Source organism: Serratia sp. ME47 (assembly GCF_903970925.1).
Lineage (GTDB): Bacteria > Pseudomonadota > Gammaproteobacteria > Enterobacterales > Enterobacteriaceae > Serratia > Serratia ureilytica.
Map to the genome: position 1 here is coordinate 12,472 of NZ_CAJCKE010000012.1, position 19,290 is coordinate 31,761.

15 protein-coding genes are annotated in these 19,290 nt (G+C 58.1%); 12 read left to right on the forward strand and 3 right to left on the reverse strand.

Annotated features, from left to right (window positions below):
• Position 1: 1 nt before the first annotated feature.
• Together leuB and leuA are read right to left on the reverse strand one after the other, a co-directional pair.
• On the reverse strand, positions 2–1,093 hold the full coding sequence (leuB, locus tag H7A77_RS13460) for a 3-isopropylmalate dehydrogenase (protein WP_164106939.1): 1,092 nt from the start codon (positions 1,091–1,093) through the stop codon (positions 2–4).
• 2 nt (positions 1,094–1,095) lie between these two features.
• On the reverse strand, positions 1,096–2,670 hold the full coding sequence (gene leuA / locus H7A77_RS13465; RefSeq protein WP_033641848.1) for a 2-isopropylmalate synthase: 1,575 nt from the start codon (positions 2,668–2,670) through the stop codon (positions 1,096–1,098).
• An 872-nt stretch (positions 2,671–3,542) separates the two neighbouring features.
• Here leuA and leuO point away from each other — a divergent pair.
• From leuO to cra, 5 genes are all read left to right on the forward strand, one after another.
• Positions 3,543–4,490: a transcriptional regulator LeuO gene (leuO, locus tag H7A77_RS13475; RefSeq protein WP_033641849.1), complete on the forward strand. Its 948-nt coding sequence runs from the start codon at positions 3,543–3,545 to the stop codon at positions 4,488–4,490.
• A gap of 466 nt (positions 4,491–4,956) precedes the next feature.
• Positions 4,957–6,765, forward strand: a complete 1,809-nt coding sequence (locus H7A77_RS13480) for a long-chain fatty acid--CoA ligase (protein ID WP_182074303.1) — start codon at positions 4,957–4,959, stop codon at positions 6,763–6,765.
• A 316-nt stretch (positions 6,766–7,081) separates the two neighbouring features.
• A complete protein-coding gene (gene ilvI, locus H7A77_RS13485; protein WP_182074304.1) occupies positions 7,082–8,800 on the forward strand; it encodes an acetolactate synthase 3 large subunit in 1,719 nt (572 codons plus the stop codon).
• A gap of 2 nt (positions 8,801–8,802) precedes the next feature.
• Positions 8,803–9,294 carry an acetolactate synthase small subunit gene (gene ilvN / locus H7A77_RS13490; protein WP_004932806.1) on the forward strand — a complete coding sequence of 164 codons (492 nt, stop codon included), beginning with the start codon at positions 8,803–8,805 and terminating at the stop codon, positions 9,292–9,294.
• A gap of 218 nt (positions 9,295–9,512) precedes the next feature.
• On the forward strand, positions 9,513–10,517 hold the full coding sequence (cra, locus tag H7A77_RS13495) for a catabolite repressor/activator (protein WP_004932801.1): 1,005 nt from the start codon (positions 9,513–9,515) through the stop codon (positions 10,515–10,517).
• Between the two features lie 34 nt (positions 10,518–10,551).
• Here cra and H7A77_RS13500 read toward each other — a convergent pair whose 3' ends face one another.
• Positions 10,552–10,992, reverse strand: a complete 441-nt coding sequence (locus H7A77_RS13500) for an L-alanine exporter AlaE (protein WP_108680168.1) — start codon at positions 10,990–10,992, stop codon at positions 10,552–10,554.
• A gap of 863 nt (positions 10,993–11,855) precedes the next feature.
• Here H7A77_RS13500 and mraZ point away from each other — a divergent pair.
• From mraZ to mraY, 7 genes are read left to right on the forward strand one after another with little or no spacing between them, the layout of a single operon-like run.
• Positions 11,856–12,314, forward strand: a complete 459-nt coding sequence (gene mraZ, locus H7A77_RS13505; protein ID WP_004932796.1) for a division/cell wall cluster transcriptional repressor MraZ — start codon at positions 11,856–11,858, stop codon at positions 12,312–12,314.
• A gap of 2 nt (positions 12,315–12,316) precedes the next feature.
• Positions 12,317–13,258, forward strand: a complete 942-nt coding sequence (gene rsmH, locus H7A77_RS13510; RefSeq protein WP_004932794.1) for a 16S rRNA (cytosine(1402)-N(4))-methyltransferase RsmH — start codon at positions 12,317–12,319, stop codon at positions 13,256–13,258.
• Positions 13,255–13,575: a cell division protein FtsL gene (gene ftsL, locus H7A77_RS13515; RefSeq protein WP_033651674.1), complete on the forward strand. Its 321-nt coding sequence runs from the start codon at positions 13,255–13,257 to the stop codon at positions 13,573–13,575. The genes rsmH and ftsL overlap by 4 nt, the downstream gene beginning before the upstream one ends.
• Before the next feature lie 42 nt (positions 13,576–13,617).
• Positions 13,618–15,381: a peptidoglycan glycosyltransferase FtsI gene (locus tag H7A77_RS13520; protein ID WP_004932790.1), complete on the forward strand. Its 1,764-nt coding sequence runs from the start codon at positions 13,618–13,620 to the stop codon at positions 15,379–15,381.
• Positions 15,368–16,855, forward strand: coding sequence for a UDP-N-acetylmuramoyl-L-alanyl-D-glutamate--2,6-diaminopimelate ligase (gene murE, locus H7A77_RS13525; protein WP_182074305.1), 1,488 nt, complete (start codon positions 15,368–15,370; stop codon positions 16,853–16,855). The genes H7A77_RS13520 and murE overlap by 14 nt, the downstream gene beginning before the upstream one ends.
• Positions 16,852–18,213, forward strand: a complete 1,362-nt coding sequence (gene murF / locus H7A77_RS13530) for a UDP-N-acetylmuramoyl-tripeptide--D-alanyl-D-alanine ligase (protein WP_182074306.1) — start codon at positions 16,852–16,854, stop codon at positions 18,211–18,213. The genes murE and murF overlap by 4 nt, the downstream gene beginning before the upstream one ends.
• A complete protein-coding gene (gene mraY / locus H7A77_RS13535) occupies positions 18,207–19,289 on the forward strand; it encodes a phospho-N-acetylmuramoyl-pentapeptide-transferase (protein WP_004932782.1) in 1,083 nt (360 codons plus the stop codon). The genes murF and mraY overlap by 7 nt, the downstream gene beginning before the upstream one ends.
• Position 19,290 lies beyond the last annotated feature (1 nt).

Below are 19,290 nucleotides of genomic sequence, written 5' to 3' on the forward strand. Positions count from 1 at the left end.
GTTATGCCCCCTGAGCTACAAAGCGAGCGATGATGTCGCCCATTTCATCGGTGCTGACGGCTTTGCCGTCACCGGCCAGATCGGCGGTGCGGTAGCCCTGTTCCAACGCCTGGTTGATGGCGCGCTCCACGGCGTCGGCCGCTTCATCGGCGCCCAGGCTGTAACGCAGCAGCAGGGTGGCGGACAGGATCTGCGCAATCGGGTTGGCGATGCCTTTGCCGGCGATATCCGGCGCGGAACCGCCCGCAGGTTCGTACAGGCCGAAGCCTTGCTCGTTCAGGCTGGCGGACGGCAGCATGCCCATCGAGCCGGTAATCATCGCGCACTCGTCGGACAGGATGTCGCCGAACAGGTTGGAACACAGCAGCACGTCGAACTGGGACGGATCCTTGATCAGCTGCATGGTGGCGTTGTCGATATACATGTGCGACAGCGACACCTCCGGGTAATCCTTGGCGACCTGATTGACCACTTCACGCCACAAGATGGAGCTTTGCAGCACGTTGGCCTTGTCGATCGACGTCACCTTGTGGCGGCGCTTGCTGGCGGATTCGAAGGCGATGCGCGCGATGCGTTCAATCTCGAAACGGTGATACACCTCGGTGTCGAAGGCGCGCTCCTGCATGCCCTGGCCTTCGCGGCCCTTCGGCTGGCCGAAATAGATGCCGCCGGTCAGTTCGCGCACGCACAGAATGTCGAAGCCGCGGGCGGCGATATCGGCGCGCAGCGGGCAGAACGCCTCCAACCCTTGATACAGGCGGGCCGGGCGCAGGTTGCTGAACAGTTTGAAGTGCTTGCGCAGTGGCAACAGCGCGCCGCGTTCCGGCTGCTCGGCCGGCGGCAGGTGTTCCCATTTCGGGCCGCCCACCGAACCGAACAGGATGGCGTCGGCCTGCTCGCAGCCGGCGACGGTCGCCGCCGGCAACGGGCTGCCGTGGCGATCGATGGCGATGCCGCCGACGTCGTACTCGGCGGTGGTGATGCGAATGTCAAAGCGTTGACGCACCGCGTCCAACACTTTGCGCGCCTGAGCCATTACTTCCGGGCCGATACCGTCTCCGGGCAAGACGGCAATGTGATAAGTCTTCGTCATGTTCACACCGTTTCCTGATTATTTTGATGTTTGTTTTGCTGCAGACGCTGTTTTTCTTTTTCTACCTGCTGTGAGCGCCAAATATTGTTCAACACGTGCACCATCGCCTTGGCGGAGGATTCGACGATGTCGGTCGCCAGACCCACGCCATGGAAACGACGGCCGTTATAAGAGACGACGATATCCACCTGGCCCAGCGCATCGCGCCCATGGCCTTTGGCGGTCAACTGGTACTTCACCAGTTCGATCGGGTAATCGGTGATGCGATTGATCGCCTGATAGACCGCATCGACCGGGCCGTTGCCGGTGGCGGCTTCGGCTTTCTCTTCGCCGCCGCAGATCAGTTTCACCGAGGCGGTGGCCATGATGCTGCTGCCGGACTGCACGCTGAAGTAACCCAGGCTGAAGTGTTCCGGTTCTTCCTGTTGTTTGTTGATGAAGGCCAGCGCCTCCAGGTCATAGTCGAACACCTGGCCTTTTTTGTCGGCCAGCTTCAGGAAGGCGGCGTACAGGGTATCCAGGTTGTAGTCCTGCTCCTGGTAGCCCATCTCTTCCATGCGGTGTTTCACCGCCGCGCGGCCGGAGCGGGAAGTCAGGTTCAACTGCACGTCTTTCAGGCCGATCGACTGCGGGGTCATGATTTCGTAGTTTTCGCGGTTCTTCAGCACGCCGTCCTGGTGAATGCCGGAGGAGTGGGCGAAGGCGTTGGCGCCGACGATCGCCTTGTTGGCCGGGATCGGCATGTTGCACAGCTGGCTGACGATCTGGCTGGTGCGGAAGATTTCCTGATGATTGATGTTGGTGTGCACGTTCATGATGTCCTGGCGCACCTTAATCGCCATGATCACCTCTTCCAGCGAACAGTTGCCGGCGCGCTCACCGATGCCGTTCAGGGTGCCTTCCACCTGACGGGCGCCGGCCTGGACCGCGGCAATGGAGTTGCCGACCGCCATGCCCAAATCGTCGTGGCAGTGTACGGAGATGATGGCTTTGTCGATGTTCGGCACGCGGTCATACAAGGTGGTGATGATGCCGCCGAACTGGTTCGGCGTGGTGTAGCCGACGGTGTCCGGAATATTGATGGTGGTGGCGCCGGCGTTGATGGCGGCTTCGACCACGCGGCACAGATTGTCGATTGGCGTGCGGCCGGCGTCTTCGCAGGAGAATTCCACGTCGTCGGTATAGTTGCGGGCGCGTTTGACCGAGCGTACTGCCATCTCCAACACTTCGTCGAACGAGCGCTTCAGCTTCGATTCGATGTGCAGGGTGGAGGTGGCCAGGAACACGTGGATACGGAACGCTTCAGCGACGCGCAACGCTTCGGCGGCCACGTCGATGTCTTTGTCCACGCAGCGGGCCAGGCCGCAGACGCGACTGTTCTTGATCTGGCGAGCGATGGTTTGCACCGATTCGAAATCGCCCGGCGAAGAGACCGGGAAGCCGACTTCCATCACGTCAACGCCCATTCTTTCCAGCGCCAGCGCAATCTGAATCTTCTCTTTTACGCTCAGGCTGGCCTGCAATGCCTGTTCGCCATCACGCAGCGTGGTATCGAAAATAATGACTTGTTGGCTCATCGGTGCATTCCTTATCGTGTTGATTTCACGCTAAGCGGGCAAAAAAAAACCCGCGCAGTAGCGCGGGTTTCTTATGGGTGATCGGCTGAGTCAGCTCCGAACTTCGTCCACAGGCATACCGCGCAAACAAGATGCGTTAAGTAGTAGGCCTAGTAGACGGTGAGTACGGATCATAATGGTTCAGCTTCTCTTAAATTGGGTGTCTGCCTAATTTGATACGTGATTGGCCTGGCGATGTCAACACCTGATTGAATGCGGGGACAATGCACCGGCTATGCGTCCCAACAGAGGATCATTCGGTAAAAATGCGGTGCTATAGAGAAAAAATGGGAGCAGTTTGCGTGCTGCTTAGCATAAACGAATCGAATATATACTGCGCTAATTGCTTCTGGATTTTGTTGGGTTAAGATTTGTGATGAAAAAATAAGGAGGATTAATCACGGGAGGAAACAAAATAATATTTTTAATACGAATGATTTAAATTGAATTCATATGATTAATTGATTGTTTTAGTCATAATATAACAAAATAATGCGATTTTACACAAAGCGATTGATGTTTTTAGATGGTTTGATTGCTTATGATGTGTTTTTATAGTTTGTCTCATACAGTGGGGTTACGTTGTTTAATTGTATTAATCATTGTTAATACCTAATTATTAGTACCACCCAGGTGGCATTCTTCCTGCTGACGGTAGAAGTGACTGATATGCATTCCATATACGACTTAAATCGTGTCGATAACACGAGGTTTTTTATCGGCTGATGACGGTAATGGCAGGATTTGTCGTGCAAAGATAAGACAATGCGGCGTTTCATTGTTTGTCGAGCATAAGGATTAGATTATCTACACAGGATTTAGTGGAGTGAAATATGGCTGAATATGATTCAGAAATCGCCATGGTTAAAGAGCCGGCGGACATCCATTTGCGCAGCGTCGATCTTAATTTGCTGACGGTGTTTGACGCCGTGATGCAAATGCAAAATATTACGCGAGCCGCTAATTCGTTAGGGATGTCGCAGCCGGCGGTGAGCAACGCGGTAGCGCGTCTGAAGGTGATGTTCAACGACGAGCTGTTCGTGCGCTGCGGGCGCGGGATCCAGCCCACCATGCGGGCCAGGCAGCTGTTCGGGCCGGTGCGGCAAGCGCTGCAGCTGGTGCAAAATGAGTTGCCGGGATCTGAGTTTGAGCCGCTGACCAGCACGCGAGCGTTCTCCCTGTCCCTGTGCAGCCCGCTCGATTTGCGTCTGGGCGCCGGGATAATCAATCACGTCAAACAGATAGCGCCGCAGCTTAACCTGCAAATAAAGTCATACATTAACAATAATATTGAACATCAATTGCGTTATCAGGACGTCGAATTTGTCATCGGCTACAGCCGTTTCGAGTCGGCGGAGTTTCGCAGCCTGGCGATGTTCGACGACGAATTAGTGCTGGCGGTTGCGCAGGCGCACCCGCGAATAGGGGAGGAGGTGACGCCGGAACACATGTTGGCCGAACAGCATGCGGCGGTTTCCCTGGAAAGTTTTGGATCGTTCAGTAAACCTTTCTATTTAGAGGAGCCGATGCTGCGCGCCGTGACACAACAGTGCACGGATCTCTACAGCGTGTTGAATATGGTGTCGCAAACGGAAATGGTGGCGATTGCGCCCGCCTGGTTGGTGCGGCAACAGACGGAGGCGTTGAAAATAAAGGCGGTTCCTTTGTGCGCCAATCACAATAAAGCGACCTGCTATCTTTCCTGGCATGAATCCTCCGAACGGGATAAAGGGCACCAGTGGATGAAGTCCGTCCTGATTGAGGCGGGTAACCCAAAGTAAAGCGATAAAAAATGGGGATATATAAAGATAATATTCAACTGAGCGTTTTTTTTCTCATGATAAAAACTAAGAACTATCTGGGTTTTTATTAAGATGTTTCTTGGTTTTGCGGCGATTAAATAACTTATTTTCAGGGTGAGTTGGTTCGTTTACCAAAAATAATTAATATAAATTAATATTCTGATTTTTACTTTACGACTGGTATTTTTAACTAACTCGATGCGGCGGCCCGGATGGGCCGCGTTTTATTGCCGCCAGCAAACCTTTTCCTTCCCGTTCTGTCCAACCCATGAAAGCGCGAAAGCCGGCCTGAGTTTTGGCTCACACTTCTACGCTGAAATCGCTTTTCCCCCTGCCTGAGAGTAGGTAGACTGCGCGGAAAAAAGTAAACACGTGTAAGCTGAGATGAGGGCCGTAAGGCGTCGTTCAGGCTTAACTGTATGATTCATTTCAGGCTTAGAGCACTATGATCACTAATCTGCTGCAATACCATTTGATCCATCGTATACAGCATCAAATCACCCACCGAGCCGATCGCACAGCTTTTCGCCAATGGTCGCCCAACGGCGAGTTTCAACTGACCTGGGAAGAGGCCGCCGTTCGCATCGATCGCATTGCCGCCGGGCTGTTGGCCCTGGGGGCCGAAGTGCAAGAGCGCATCGGCATTTTCGCCAATAACGGCATGGCCTGGTCGCTGGCCGATCTCGCGATTCTCCACCTGCGCGGCGTCAGCGTGCCGCTCTATTCCACCAATACGCCGGCGCAGGCGGCCTTCGTCATCAACGACGCCGACATTCGCATACTGTTCGTCGGCGAACAGGCGCAGTTGGACGCGGCCATCGCGCTGCGCGGCGTTTGCCCACAGCTGCGCCATATTATCGTGTTTGACCAAGATGCCGACCTGCGCGGCTGCGAGATAGCGCGACACCTGAGCGCCTTCGAGCATGCCGCCGATCCGACGGCTTTTATCGCTCAACGTCGGCAGCGCATTGAAGAGTGCGACCTGCAGGACCTCTTCACCCTGATCTATACCTCGGGCACCACCGGCGAGCCCAAAGGGGTGATGCTGGATTACCGCAACCTGGCGGCGCAGCTCTACCTGCATGATGAGAGACTGACGGTCGGCGAAGAGGATGTGTCGCTCAGTTTCCTGCCGCTGTCGCATGTGTTCGAGCGTGCCTGGAGCTTCTTTGTCATGCATTCCGGCGCGCAGAACGTCTTCCTGCCGAACACCGACTGGGTGCGGGAAGCGATGGGGCAGGTTCGCCCGACGCTGATGTGCGCGGTACCGCGTTTCTACGAGAAGATTTTCAGCGCGGTGCATGAAAAAGTGGCGCGCGCGCTTTGGCTGCGCCGCGCGCTGTTCCACTGGGCGATCGTCTGCGGGGAGCGCAAGTTCCTTCAGGAGCGGGCCGGCAAACCGTTGGGTAAACTGTTCGAACTCTCTCATCGCTGGGCCGACAAGCTGGTATTGAGCAAGCTGCGCGGCATCCTCGGCGGCCGGGTGCGCTTCCTGCCGGCGGCGGGCGCTAAGCTGGATGACAATGTGATCCTGTTTTTCCAGGCGATGGGCGTCAATATCAAGTACGGCTATGGCATGACCGAAACCTGTGCGACCGTGTCCTGCTGGGAAGAAGGGCATTTCCGCTTCGGCTCTATCGGCAAACCGCTGCCGGAGGTCGAGGTGCGCATCGGTGAAGAAAATGAAATCCAGGTGCGCGGGCCGATCGTGATGCGCGGCTATTTCAACAAACCGTTGGAAACCGCCGCGACCTTTACCACAGACGGCTGGCTGAAAACCGGCGACGCCGGGGCGATCGATGAAGAGGGCAATCTGTTCATCACCGAGCGCCTTAAGGATTTGATGAAAACCTCCGGCGGCAAATACATCGCGCCGCAGATGCTGGAAGGCACGCTGGCGCAGGACCGCTTTATCGAGCAGGTGGCGATCATCGCCGATGCGCGCAAGTTCGTTTCCGCGCTGATCGTGCCGTGCTTTGAGTCGCTGGAAGAGTACGCGAAGTCAGTCAACCTGAAGTATCAGGATCGCCTGGAGCTGCTGCGCAACGGTGAAATCCTCGAGATGTTCGAAAAGCGTCTGCGCGAGATGCAAAAGGAGCTGGCGCGCTTCGAGCAGGTGAAGAAGTTCACGCTGCTGCCGGCGGCCTTTTCCATGGAGTTGGGGGAGCTGACGCCAACGCTGAAGCTGCGCCGCAAAGTGATCCTGCAGCGCTATCAGCGTGAAATCGACTCCATGTATCAGGAACAGGGCTGAGGCCGCCGCCGGACCGCGGGTTCGGCGAAAAAAACGGCATATTCTTCGCCTGATTTAGTTCTGTAATTTCCCCTCTGTTCGAAACAATGCCTAGCCTGACGCCCCTGGGGCTAGCGCATTGTTTTTATAAAGTCGCGATCTCCAGCCGCTTGGCAATAACCCCGCCGTCGTTAAGCCATTTTGCCGTTTGCCTGCCCCATATTCTGACGTTATGTTAATTCGATAGCGACAACCCATAAAAATTTAGGGGCATTGCCCCGCAGCAGGCGCTACGTTCCGGCGCCAGAGAAGAATAAGCAAGCCTGGAGGCAAACCCATGGAGATGTTGTCAGGAGCCGAGATGGTCGTCCGATCGTTGATCGATCAGGGCGTTAAACATGTATTCGGCTACCCCGGCGGGGCGGTGCTCGATATCTACGACGCCCTGCATACGGTCGGAGGGATCGATCATATTCTGGTGCGCCACGAGCAAGGTGCGGTGCACATGGCCGACGGTTACGCGCGCGCCACCGGCGAAGTGGGCGTGGTGCTGGTGACCTCCGGCCCCGGCGCCACCAACGCCATTACCGGTATCGCTACCGCTTATATGGACTCGATCCCGATGGTCGTCCTGTCGGGGCAGGTGCCCAGCTCGCTGATCGGCTACGACGCCTTCCAGGAGTGCGATATGGTGGGGATTTCTCGGCCGGTGGTGAAACACAGCTTCCTGGTGAAACGCACCGAAGACATCCCGGCGGTGTTGAAGAAGGCCTTTTACCTGGCCTCCAGCGGCCGCCCCGGCCCGGTGGTGATCGATCTGCCGAAAGACATCGTCGGCCCGGCGGTGCGGATGCCTTATGCCTATCCGCAGGACGTGAGCATGCGTTCTTACAACCCGACGGTGCAGGGACACCGCGGGCAAATCAAACGCGCGCTGCAAACCGTTCTGGCGGCCAAAAAGCCGGTTATGTACGTCGGCGGCGGCGCGATCAACGCCGGTTGCGAAGCCGAACTGTTGGCGTTGGCGGAGCAGCTGAACCTGCCGGTGACCAGCAGCCTGATGGGGTTGGGGGCCTTCCCCGGCACTCATCGCCAGAGCGTCGGCATGCTCGGCATGCACGGCACCTATGAAGCTAATAAAACCATGCACCATGCCGACGTGATCTTCGCCGTCGGCGTGCGTTTCGACGATCGTACGACCAACAATCTGGCCAAGTACTGCCCGGACGCCACCGTGCTGCACATCGATATCGATCCGACCTCGATCTCCAAAACGGTGGACGCCGACATCCCGATCGTCGGCGATGCCAGGCAGGTGCTGGTGCAGATGCTGGAGCTGCTGGCGCAGGACGACAAAGCGCAGGATCACGATGCGCTGCGCGATTGGTGGCAGTCTATCGAGCAGTGGCGCGCCCGCGACTGCCTGGGCTACGACAAAAACAGCGGCACCATCAAGCCGCAGGCGGTGATTGAAACCCTGCATCGCCTGACCAAAGGCGACGCCTATGTGACCTCGGACGTCGGCCAGCACCAAATGTTCGCCGCGCTCTATTATCCGTTCGACAAACCGCGCCGTTGGATCAACTCCGGCGGCCTCGGCACCATGGGCTTCGGCCTGCCGGCGGCATTGGGCGTCAAGCTGGCGCTGCCGGAGGAAACCGTGGTGTGCGTGACCGGCGACGGCAGCATTCAGATGAATATTCAGGAGCTGTCCACCGCGCTGCAATATAACCTGCCGGTGATGGTGGTGAACCTCAACAACCGCTATCTGGGCATGGTCAAGCAGTGGCAGGACATGATTTATTCCGGCCGTCATTCGCAGTCTTACATGGATTCGCTGCCGGACTTCGTCAAGCTGGCCGAGGCTTACGGCCATGTCGGCATCGCCATCCGCACGCCGGATGAGCTGGAAAGCAAGCTGGCGCAGGCGCTGGCGGAAAAAGAGCGGCTGGTGTTCGTCGACGTGACCGTCGATGAAACCGAACATGTCTACCCGATGCAGATCCGCGGCGGAAGCATGGACGAAATGTGGCTTAGCAAAACGGAGAGGACCTGATCATGCGCCGTATTTTATCTGTCTTGCTGGAAAACGAATCCGGCGCCCTGTCGCGCGTGGTGGGGTTGTTCTCCCAGCGCGGTTACAATATCGAGAGCCTGACGGTGGCGCCGACCGACGATCCGACGCTGTCGCGCATGACTATCCAGACCGTCGGCGACGAGAAAGTGCTGGAGCAGATTGAGAAGCAGTTGCACAAGCTGGTGGACGTGTTGCGCGTCAGCGAGCTGGTGCAGGGCGCTCACGTTGAACGCGAGATCATGCTGGTGAAGCTGCAGGCCAGCGGCTACGGCCGTGAAGAGGTGAAACGCTGCGCCGATATTTTCCGCGGCCAGATCGTCGATGTGACGGCGACGCTGTATACAGTGCAGCTGGCCGGCACCAGCGACAAACTGGACGCCTTCCTGAGCGCGGTGCGTGAAGTGGCGGAGATTGTGGAAGTGGCGCGTTCCGGCGTGGTCGGCGTGTCGCGCGGCGACAAAATCATGCGCTGAGCGCGGTCTGGCGGCGAATAATTGGGGGCGCGGCGTGGCTGCGCCCTTTGTTTTTCGGCCTTTTTTGCCCGATTGCCGGCACCTTTCGGCAAAAGCGGTTGCTAGGTAGTGTTTTCTGCTGTTAGATCGCAGAGGCTGGATTGAATAACCGCACGGGATGCCATGGTTAATCCGAGCACAGCCTTCACTTCTATTTTCAGCGTCATTAAGGGGTTAATGTGAAACTGGATGAAATCGCGCGTCTCGCGGGCGTTTCGCGCACGACGGCCAGTTATGTCATCAACGGCAAGGCGAAGCAGTATCGTGTCAGCGATAAAACCGTCGAGAAAGTGATGGCCGTGGTCAGGGAGCATAACTATCACCCGAATGCCGTCGCGGCGGGGCTGCGCGCCGGGCGCACCCGTTCTATCGGCCTGGTGATCCCGGATCTGGAAAATACCAGCTATACCCGCATCGCCAACTACCTGGAGCGCCAGGCGCGCCAGCGTGGCTACCAATTGCTGATCGCCTGTTCCGAAGATCAGCCGGACAACGAAATGCGCTGCATTGAGCACCTGCTGCAGCGTCAGGTGGACGCCATCATCGTCTCCACCGCCTTGCCGCCGGAGCATCCTTTCTATCAACGCTGGGCCAACGATCCGCTGCCGATCATCGCGCTGGATCGCGCGCTGGATCGCGAGCATTTCATCAGCGTTGTGGGCGCCGATCAGGAAGACGCTTTTGCGTTGGCGCAGGAGCTGCGCACCTTCCCGGCGGAGTCGGTGCTGTACCTGGGCGCCTTGCCGGAGCTTTCGGTCAGCTTCCTGCGTGAGCAGGGCTTCCGCCAGGCCTGGCAAGAGGATCCCCGCCACGTCGATTACCTGTACGCCAACAGCTACGAACGCGAAGCCGCCGGCGCGCTGTTTGCCGAATGGTTGAAAACGCACCCGATGCCGCAGGCGCTGTTTACCACGTCGTTCTCTTTATTGCAGGGCGTGATGGACGTGACGCTGAAGCAACGCGGCCGCTTGCCGACCGATCTGGCGATCGCCACCTTCGGCGATCATGAACTGTTGGATTTCCTTGAGTGCCCGGTATTGGCGGTTGCGCAGCGCCATCGCGACGTGGCCGAGCGCGTGCTGGAACTGGTGTTGGCCAGCCTGGACGAACCGCGTAAACCCAAGCCGGGGCTGACGCGCATTCGCCGCAATCTGTTCCGCCGCGGCAGTCTCAGCCGCAAGTAGTTTGGCTGACAGGGGCCCGCGTTGGCGGGCTCCTTTAGACGTAACCTGCCACCCGAAACAGCCGCCGGCAGTACTCCAGGAAGTAACCATACACCACGCCCATCGCCATGGAGACCAGCGCATTGCTGGTTACCGCCGCCAGCATTTGTTGGCCGTCAGCGCCCACGCTCCATAAAATTGCAGCATAAACCGGCGACTGGAAGCTGACATAGGCCAGCAGATCGGCGAGATTGCGCAGTAGGAACTGGCCGTGCGGGCAACGGCGCGCCGTGCGGATAAACAGATCGCGATAGCGGCCATAAGGCCAGGCGATCAGAATGTTGACCGGGATCGACAACAGGCGTGAAGAGAGGGATTGCTTGAAGCTCATGCCGGAGATTAACACTTCAATCGCCATACCGGCGATAAAGCAGTACACCACCAGTGCAAACGTATCGGCAGCGGCGCTGCGCCAGTGTGCGGCGGGCGAAAGCATGTATCTCTCCTTTTGTGTTAATATGCTGTTAATTTTATAATTTGTGGTTGTTAATTCTGGTTTTTTGCTTTTTATATAGTTTACTGATCTGATTTGTGTTTTTTAACTAGGTTTATATTTTTATTTTTAACATTTGTTCGGTTTTTGTCCCGCAGGGCCGGGGCGCAGGAAGGGATGGAGAGATTAAAATCGGTGTTTTTAAATAAATCTATTAAAAACATGCTGTTGCGATTTTTTGTGTCCGCGGGGGGATTTTTCCGGCAAAAATTGTGGAAATAAAGGTGTAAGAAAATGAAACCATAATTGTAAACAGGTGTTTTGGGAATAATCTTACCAAATTGATTTAAATCGAAATTACTTCTGCTCGTAATATCCGAGCCATTTATTTTCGCCGTGCTCTCATCATGGCGGTGCAAATTGAAGTAAAATAGCGCGCAGTTTCACGGTGAATAACGATTGAGCGTTATTAACTCAAGGAGTTATAGCCTTATTCTGCGGTCGACTCGTCAGGCGCCGAGCCTTGGCGCGCGCGGGGCGGCAGCGGTTACAGCCCTGAGATTGCCGAGCTGAAAAATGAGACATGGCTTGCAGAAGGAAGTAATGAGTTAATTAATCGCCAGTTCGTCAGGTTTTTAATCAGATTCTTTCCGCCTAGAAAATTCTCTCCGTTTATCATGGTGTTAATTTTTAATCGTCGAATAATCAGAGTTTCTTTCGCGAGTCAGCTCCCAAAATGACCAGAGAAATATTGCCAAAGCGCTGGCGCTCTGGCTTGACAAGGTTTTCATACCCTCCGTAAACTCCATTGTGTGGGAATTTGTGGGGTAAAGTGGTGAAAACGGTCACTAAGGGGTAGCTCAGGAATGTTCCGTGGAGCGACGATGGTCAACCTCGACAGCAAAGGGCGGCTCGCCGTACCTACCCGATATCGGGAATTGCTCAACGAGGAATCGCAAGGCCAAATGGTCTGTACCATTGACCTCCATCAGCCCTGCCTGCTGCTTTATCCTTTGCCCGAATGGGAAATTATTGAACAAAAATTATCACGTCTGTCGAGCATGAATCCCGCCGAGCGCCGCGTTCAGCGCCTGCTGTTGGGACATGCCAGTGAGTGTCAGATGGATAGTGCCGGTCGTTTGCTGTTAGCCAGTACGCTGCGGCAACACGCCGGGCTCACGAAAGAAGTGATGCTGGTCGGTCAGTTCAACAAGTTTGAACTGTGGGATGAACAGACCTGGTATCAACAAGTCAAGGATGATATTGACGCTGAACAGTCGACTCAGGAACCGTTGTCTGAGCGGCTACAGGACTTGTCGCTATAAGCATGTTGGAAAACTATAAACACACCACCGTCCTGCTGGACGAAGCCGTCAACGGCCTCAATATCCGCAGCAACGGCATATATATCGACGGTACTTTTGGTCGCGGTGGCCATTCTCGTCTGATTCTGTCCCAACTGGGGCCGGAAGGGCGCTTGCTGGCAATTGACCGTGACCCTCAGGCGATTGCAGCCGCCAAATCTATTGAAGATCCTCGTTTTACCATCGTACACGGCCCATTTTCCGAGTTGTCGCACTATGTGCGGGAGCGCGAGCTGGTGGGCAAGATCGACGGCGTTCTGCTCGATCTGGGCGTTTCCTCGCCGCAGCTTGACGACGCGGAGCGCGGGTTCTCCTTTATGCGCGACGGCCCGCTGGACATGCGCATGGATCCGTCCACCGGCCTGTCTGCCGCAGAGTGGCTGATGAAGGCCGAAGCGGACGACATCGCCTGGGTGCTGAAAACCTTCGGCGAAGAGCGTTTCGCCAAGCGCATCGCGCGCGCCATCGTCGAAAGAAACCGCGTGGAGCCGATGACGCGCACCAAAGAGCTGGCGGATCTGATCGCCGATGCCAGCCCGTTCCGTGAAAAGCACAAGCATCCGGCGACGCGCAGCTTCCAGGCGATCCGCATTTATATCAACAGCGAGCTGGAAGAGATCGAGCGTGCGCTCGACGGCGCGCTGGAAGTGCTGGCCCCGCAGGGCCGTTTGTCGATCATCAGCTTCCATTCGCTGGAAGACCGCATCGTCAAACGCTTTATGCGACACCACAGCCGCGGCGCCCAGGTGCCGGCGGGCATTCCGTTGACCGAGGAGCAACTGCGCGGCATGGGCGGGCGAACGCTGAAAGCGCTGGGCAAAATGATGCCGTCGGAAGCGGAAGTGGCGGACAACCCGCGTGCGCGCAGCTCGGTGCTGCGCATTGCTGAGAGGATGCCCGCGTGATTGGCAACGAACGTCACGGCCTGGTCGGGGTGATTGGCGGCGATCTGCTGCGCAACGCCAAGATCCCCATGATTTTACTGATTGCGTCACTGGTCTCCGCGATTTTCGTGGTGACCACCGCGCACCGCACCCGCCTGCTGACCGCCGAACGCGAGCAGCTGGTTCTGGAGCGCGATGCGCTGGATATCGAGTGGCGCAACCTGATTTTAGAAGAGAACGCCCTCGGCGATCACAGCCGGGTTGAACGTATCGCGACAGAAAAACTGCAGATGCAACACGTTGATCCATCGCAGGAAAATATCATCGTTAAACAATGAATGGTTTAACCGGAATAATGACACGGAGTAGAAAGGAAACGCATGAAAGCAGCGCGCCCCGGTAAGTTGAGACGCCAGGAAGATCAGGCCAGCTTTGTCAGCTGGCGTTTTGCGTTGCTGTGCGGCTGCATTTTGCTGGCGATGGTTGGCCTGATGCTGCGCGTCGCGTACCTGCAGGTCATCAACCCCGATCGTCTGGTGAAAGAAGGCGACATGCGTTCGCTGCGCGTGCAGGAAGTGCCGACCGCGCGCGGCATGATCAGCGATCGCGCCGGCCGCCCGTTGGCGGTCAGCGTGCCGGTGAATGCGGTGTGGGCCGATCCGAAAGAGCTGAACGAACGCGGCGGCATCACGCTGGACAGCCGTTGGAAAGCGCTTTCCGATGCGCTCAACATCCCGCTGGACCAACTCTCCAACCGCATCAACGCCAACCCGAAAGGGCGCTTCGTTTATCTGGCGCGCCAGGTTAACCCGGCGATCGGCGATTACATCCACAAACTCAAGCTGCCGGGGATCTACCTGCGGCAGGAGTCGCGCCGTTACTACCCGGCGGGGCAGGTGACGTCGCACATCATCGGCGTGACCAACATCGACGGGCAAGGCATCGAAGGCGTCGAGAAGAGCTTCGATCGCTGGCTGACCGGGCAACCGGGCGAGAGAACGGTGCGCAAGGACCGCTTCGGCCGAGTGATTGAAGATATCTCCTCCGTCGATAGCCAGGCGGCGCATAACCTGGTGCTGAGCGTCGATGAGCGACTGCAGGCGCTGGTGTATCGCGAGCTGAACAACGCCGTGGCGTTCAACAAGGCCGAATCGGGCACTGCGGTGTTGATCGACGTGAACACCGGCGAAGTGCTGGCGATGGCCAACAGCCCGTCTTACAACCCGAACAACATGGCCGGTACGCCGAAAGAAACCATGCGTAACCGTGCTATCACCGATATTTTTGAACCCGGTTCAACCGTGAAGCCAATGGTGGTGATGACCGCGCTGCAAAACGGCGTGGTGAGAGAAAACAGCGTGCTGAACACCATCCCGTACCGCATTCAGGGCCACGAGATCAAAGACGTGGCGCGGTACTCGGAGCTGTCATTGACCGGGATCTTGCAGAAGTCGAGTAACGTCGGTGTTTCAAAGCTGGCGTTAGCGATGCCGTCCTCAGCGTTAGTAGATACTTACTCTCGTTTTGGGCTGGGAAAAGCGACCAATTTGGGGCTGGTCGGAGAAAGCAGTGGCATATACCCAAAAAAACAACGGTGGTCTGACATAGAGAGGGCCACCTTCTCTTTCGGCTACGGGCTGATGGTAACTCCGTTACAGTTGGCGCGAGTCTATGCAACGATCGGCAGTCTGGGCGTGTATCGCCCATTGTCGATCACCAAGGTTGACCCTCCGGTCGCCGGCGAACGCGTTTTCCCTGAACCTCTGGTGCGCACCGTGGTGCACATGATGGAAAGCGTGGCCTTGCCGGGCGGCGGCGGCGTGAAAGCCGCCATCAAGGGATACCGTATCGCCATCAAAACCGGTACCGCGAAAAAAGTGGGCCCGGACGGCAAATACGTCAACCGATACATCGCTTATACCGCCGGCGTCGCGCCGGCAAGTAACCCCCGTTTTGCCCTGGTGGTCGTCATCAACGACCCGCAGGGTGGGAAATACTATGGTGGCGCAATCTCCGCGCCGGTGTTCGGCGCCATCATGGGCGGCGTATTGCGCACCATGAACGTCGAGCCTGACGCGTTGCCTACCGGTGACAAAAGCGAATTAGTGATTAACAAGAAAGAGGGTTCAGGTGGCAGATCGTAATTTGCGCGACTTACTCGCCCCGTGGGTGCCGACGGCGCCCGGGCGCGCGCTGCGGGAAATGACATTAGACAGCCGTGTTGCGGCTGCCGGGGATCTGTTTGTCGCCGTGGTCGGCCATCAAACGGATGGACGCCGCTATATTCCGCAGGCCATCGCGCAGGGCGTCGCCGCCGTGATCGCCGAAGCTGACGGTCAGGCCGAAGACGGCACCATCGTTGAGATGCACGGCGTGCCGGTGATCTACCTGAGCCAACTGAACCAGCGCCTTTCCGCGCTGGCCGGGCGTTTTTACCATCAGCCGGGCGAGCGTCTGCGCCTGGTCGGCGTGACCGGCACCAACGGCAAAACCACCACCACGCAGTTGTTGGCGCAGTGGAGCCAACTGCTGGGCGAAACCAGCGCGGTGATGGGCACCGTCGGCAACGGTCTGCTGGGTCAGGTCTGCCCGACCGAGAATACCACCGGTTCTGCGGTGGATGTTCAACACGTATTAAACGACTTGGCGGAACAGGGCGCGACCTTCGCCGCGATGGAAGTCTCATCCCACGGTTTGGTGCAACACCGGGTGGCGGCGCTGCCGTTCGCTGCCGCGGTCTTCACCAACCTGAGCCGCGATCACCTGGATTACCACGGTGACATGGCCAATTACGAGGCGGCCAAATGGTCGCTGTTCGCCGCCCACAATGTGGGGCAGGCGATCATCAACGCCGACGATGAAGTCGGCCAGCGCTGGCTGAGCAAGCTGCCGGATGCGGTGGCGGTGACGATGCAGGGCAACCTGCAGCCGGGCTGCCACGGCCGCTGGCTGAAAACCACGGCGGTCGATTATCACGATAACGGCGCCACGGTTCGGTTCAGCTCCAGCTGGGGCGACGGCGAGATCGAAAGCCGCCTGATGGGCGCTTTCAACGTCAGCAACCTGCTGTTGGCATTGGCGACGCTGCTGTCGCTGGGCTACCCGCTGGAGGCGCTGGTGGAAACCGGCAACCGTCTGCAGCCGGTCTGCGGCCGCATGGAAGTGTTTAACGCGCCGGGCAAACCGACGGTCGTGGTGGATTACGCCCACACGCCGGATGCGCTGGAGAAAGCGCTGGAAGCGGCGCGCCTGCACTGCCAGGGGCAGCTGTGGTGCGTCTTCGGCTGCGGCGGCGATCGCGACAAGGGCAAGCGTCCGCTGATGGGCGGCATCGCTGAGCAGTTCGCCGATCGCGTGGTGATCACCGATGACAACCCGCGTACCGAAGAGCCGCGCGCGATTATCAACGATATCCTGACCGGATTACTGGATGCCGGGCAGGCGCTGGTGATCCACGGCCGCGCCGAAGCGGTGACCAGCGCCATCATGCAGGCGCAGGAGCAGGATGTGGTGTTGGTGGCGGGCAAAGGCCACGAAGATTATCAGCTGGTGGGCAACCGCCGCCTGGATTACTCCGACCGCACGACGGTCGCCCGACTGCTGGGGGTGCTGGCATGATCCCTGTCTCTCTTCAGACACTGGCTGAGGTATTGAGCGCTGAATCTATCGGCGCCGATTGCCAAATTGTCGAGGTGACGACAGACACCCGCAAGGTGACCGTCGGTTGCCTGTTTGTGGCGCTGAAAGGCGAGCGTTTCGACGCTCACGACTTTGCGGCGGATGCCGTAGCCGCAGGCGCCGGGGCGTTGCTGGTCAGTAAGCGCTTATTGGTGGACGTGCCGCAGCTGGTGGTGAAAGACACTCGTCTGGCGCTGGGGCAGCTTGGCGCCTGGGTGCGTCAGCAGGTGCCGGCGCGCGTGGTGGCGCTGACCGGCTCCTCGGGCAAGACATCGGTGAAAGAAATGACCGCCGCCATTCTGCGTGAATGCGGCGAAGTGCTGTATACCGCCGGCAACTTCAATAACGACATCGGCGTGCCGTTGACGCTGTTGCGTCTGGAGCCGCAGCATGATTTTGCCGTGATAGAGCTGGGCGCTAACCACATTGGCGAAATTGCTTACACCACCGCATTGACGCGTCCGCAGACCGCTTTGGTGAACAACCTGGCGGCGGCGCACCTGGAAGGCTTCGGATCGCTGGCCGGCGTCGCCCAGGCGAAAGGTGAAATCTTTACCGGCCTGCCGGCCGACGGCGTGGCGATCATCAACGCCGATAACAACGACTGGCCGCACTGGCAGAGCATGCTGGGCGGCAAAACCGTCTGGCGCTTCTCGCCGCAGGCGGCCGAAGGCGTGGACTTCTTCGCGCACGACGTGCGGGTGAACGGCGCAGGCACGCAGTTTTCGCTGCACAGCCCGTTCGGCACCGCCGAGATCGCGCTGCCGCTGCCGGGGCGCCACAACGTGGCCAACGCGTTGGCGGCCACGGCGCTGGCGATGTCGGTGGGCGCCACCCTCGAAGCGGTGCGTCAGGGGTTGAAACAACTGCAGGCGGTGCCGGGGCGTTTGTTCCCGGTGGCGCTGGCCGAAGGCAAGCTGCTGCTGGACGACAGCTACAACGCCAACGTCGGGTCGATGACTGCGGCGGCGCAGGTGCTGGCGGAGATGCCGGGCTACCGCGTGATGGTGGTCGGCGATATGGCCGAGCTGGGCGCAGAAGCGGAAGAGTGCCACCGTCAGGTGGGTGAAGCCGCCCGCCAGGCCGGGGTCGATAAAGTGATCAGCGTCGGCGGGTTGAGCCGCGTGCTGAGCGAGGCTTCCGGCAACGGCGAACATTATCAGGACAAGACAGCAGTGATCGCGCGCGTGGCGGAATTACTGTCGGAACATGCGGTCATCACCGTGTTAATCAAAGGTTCACGTAGTGCCGCAATGGAGCAGGTAGTACGCGCGTTACAGGAGAAAGCACCATGTTAGTTTGGCTGGCCGAGCATTTGGTCAAGTATTACTCAGGCTTCAACGTCTTTTCTTATCTGACGTTCCGAGCCATTGTCAGCCTGCTGACCGCGCTGTTCCTGTCGCTGTGGATGGGCCCGCGGGTGATCAAGCGTCTGCAAGAAATGTCCTTCGGCCAGGTGGTGCGTAACGACGGCCCCGAGTCGCACTTCAGCAAGCGCGGCACGCCGACCATGGGCGGCATCATGATCCTGACCTCCATCACCATTTCGGTGCTGATGTGGGCCTACCCGTCCAACCCGTATGTCTGGTGCGTGCTGTTTGTGCTGGTGGGTTACGGCATCGTCGGTTTCGTCGATGACTACCGCAAGGTGGTGCGTAAGGACACCAAAGGGCTGATCGCCCGCTGGAAGTATTTCTGGCAGTCGGTGATTGCGCTGATTGTCGCATTCGCCATGTACGCCGTAGGAAAAGACACGCCAGCCACCGAGCTGGTTGTGCCGTTCTTTAAGGACGTGATGCCGCAGTTGGGCTTGCTGTACATCCTGCTGGCCTATTTCGTCATCGTCGGCACCAGCAACGCGGTCAACCTGACCGACGGTCTGGACGGCCTGGCGATTATGCCGACGGTATTCGTGGCGGCCGGTTTCGCGCTGGTGGCCTGGGCGACCGGTAACATGAACTTCGCCAACTACCTGCATATTCCGTATCTGCGTCATGCCGGTGAGTTGGTGATCGTCTGCACCGCCATCGTCGGCGCCGGCCTCGGCTTCCTGTGGTTCAACACCTACCCGGCGCAGGTGTTTATGGGCGACGTCGGTTCGCTGGCGCTGGGCGGCGCGCTGGGCACCATCGCGGTGCTGCTGCGCCAGGAGTTTTTGTTGGTGATCATGGGCGGCGTATTCGTGGTAGAGACGCTGTCGGTGATCCTGCAGGTGGGATCGTTCAAGCTGCGCGGACAACGCATTTTCCGCATGGCGCCGATTCACCACCACTATGAATTGAAAGGCTGGCCGGAGCCGCGCGTGATCGTGCGCTTCTGGATCATTTCGCTGATGCTGGTGCTGATTGGCCTGGCAACGCTGAAGGTGCGTTAAT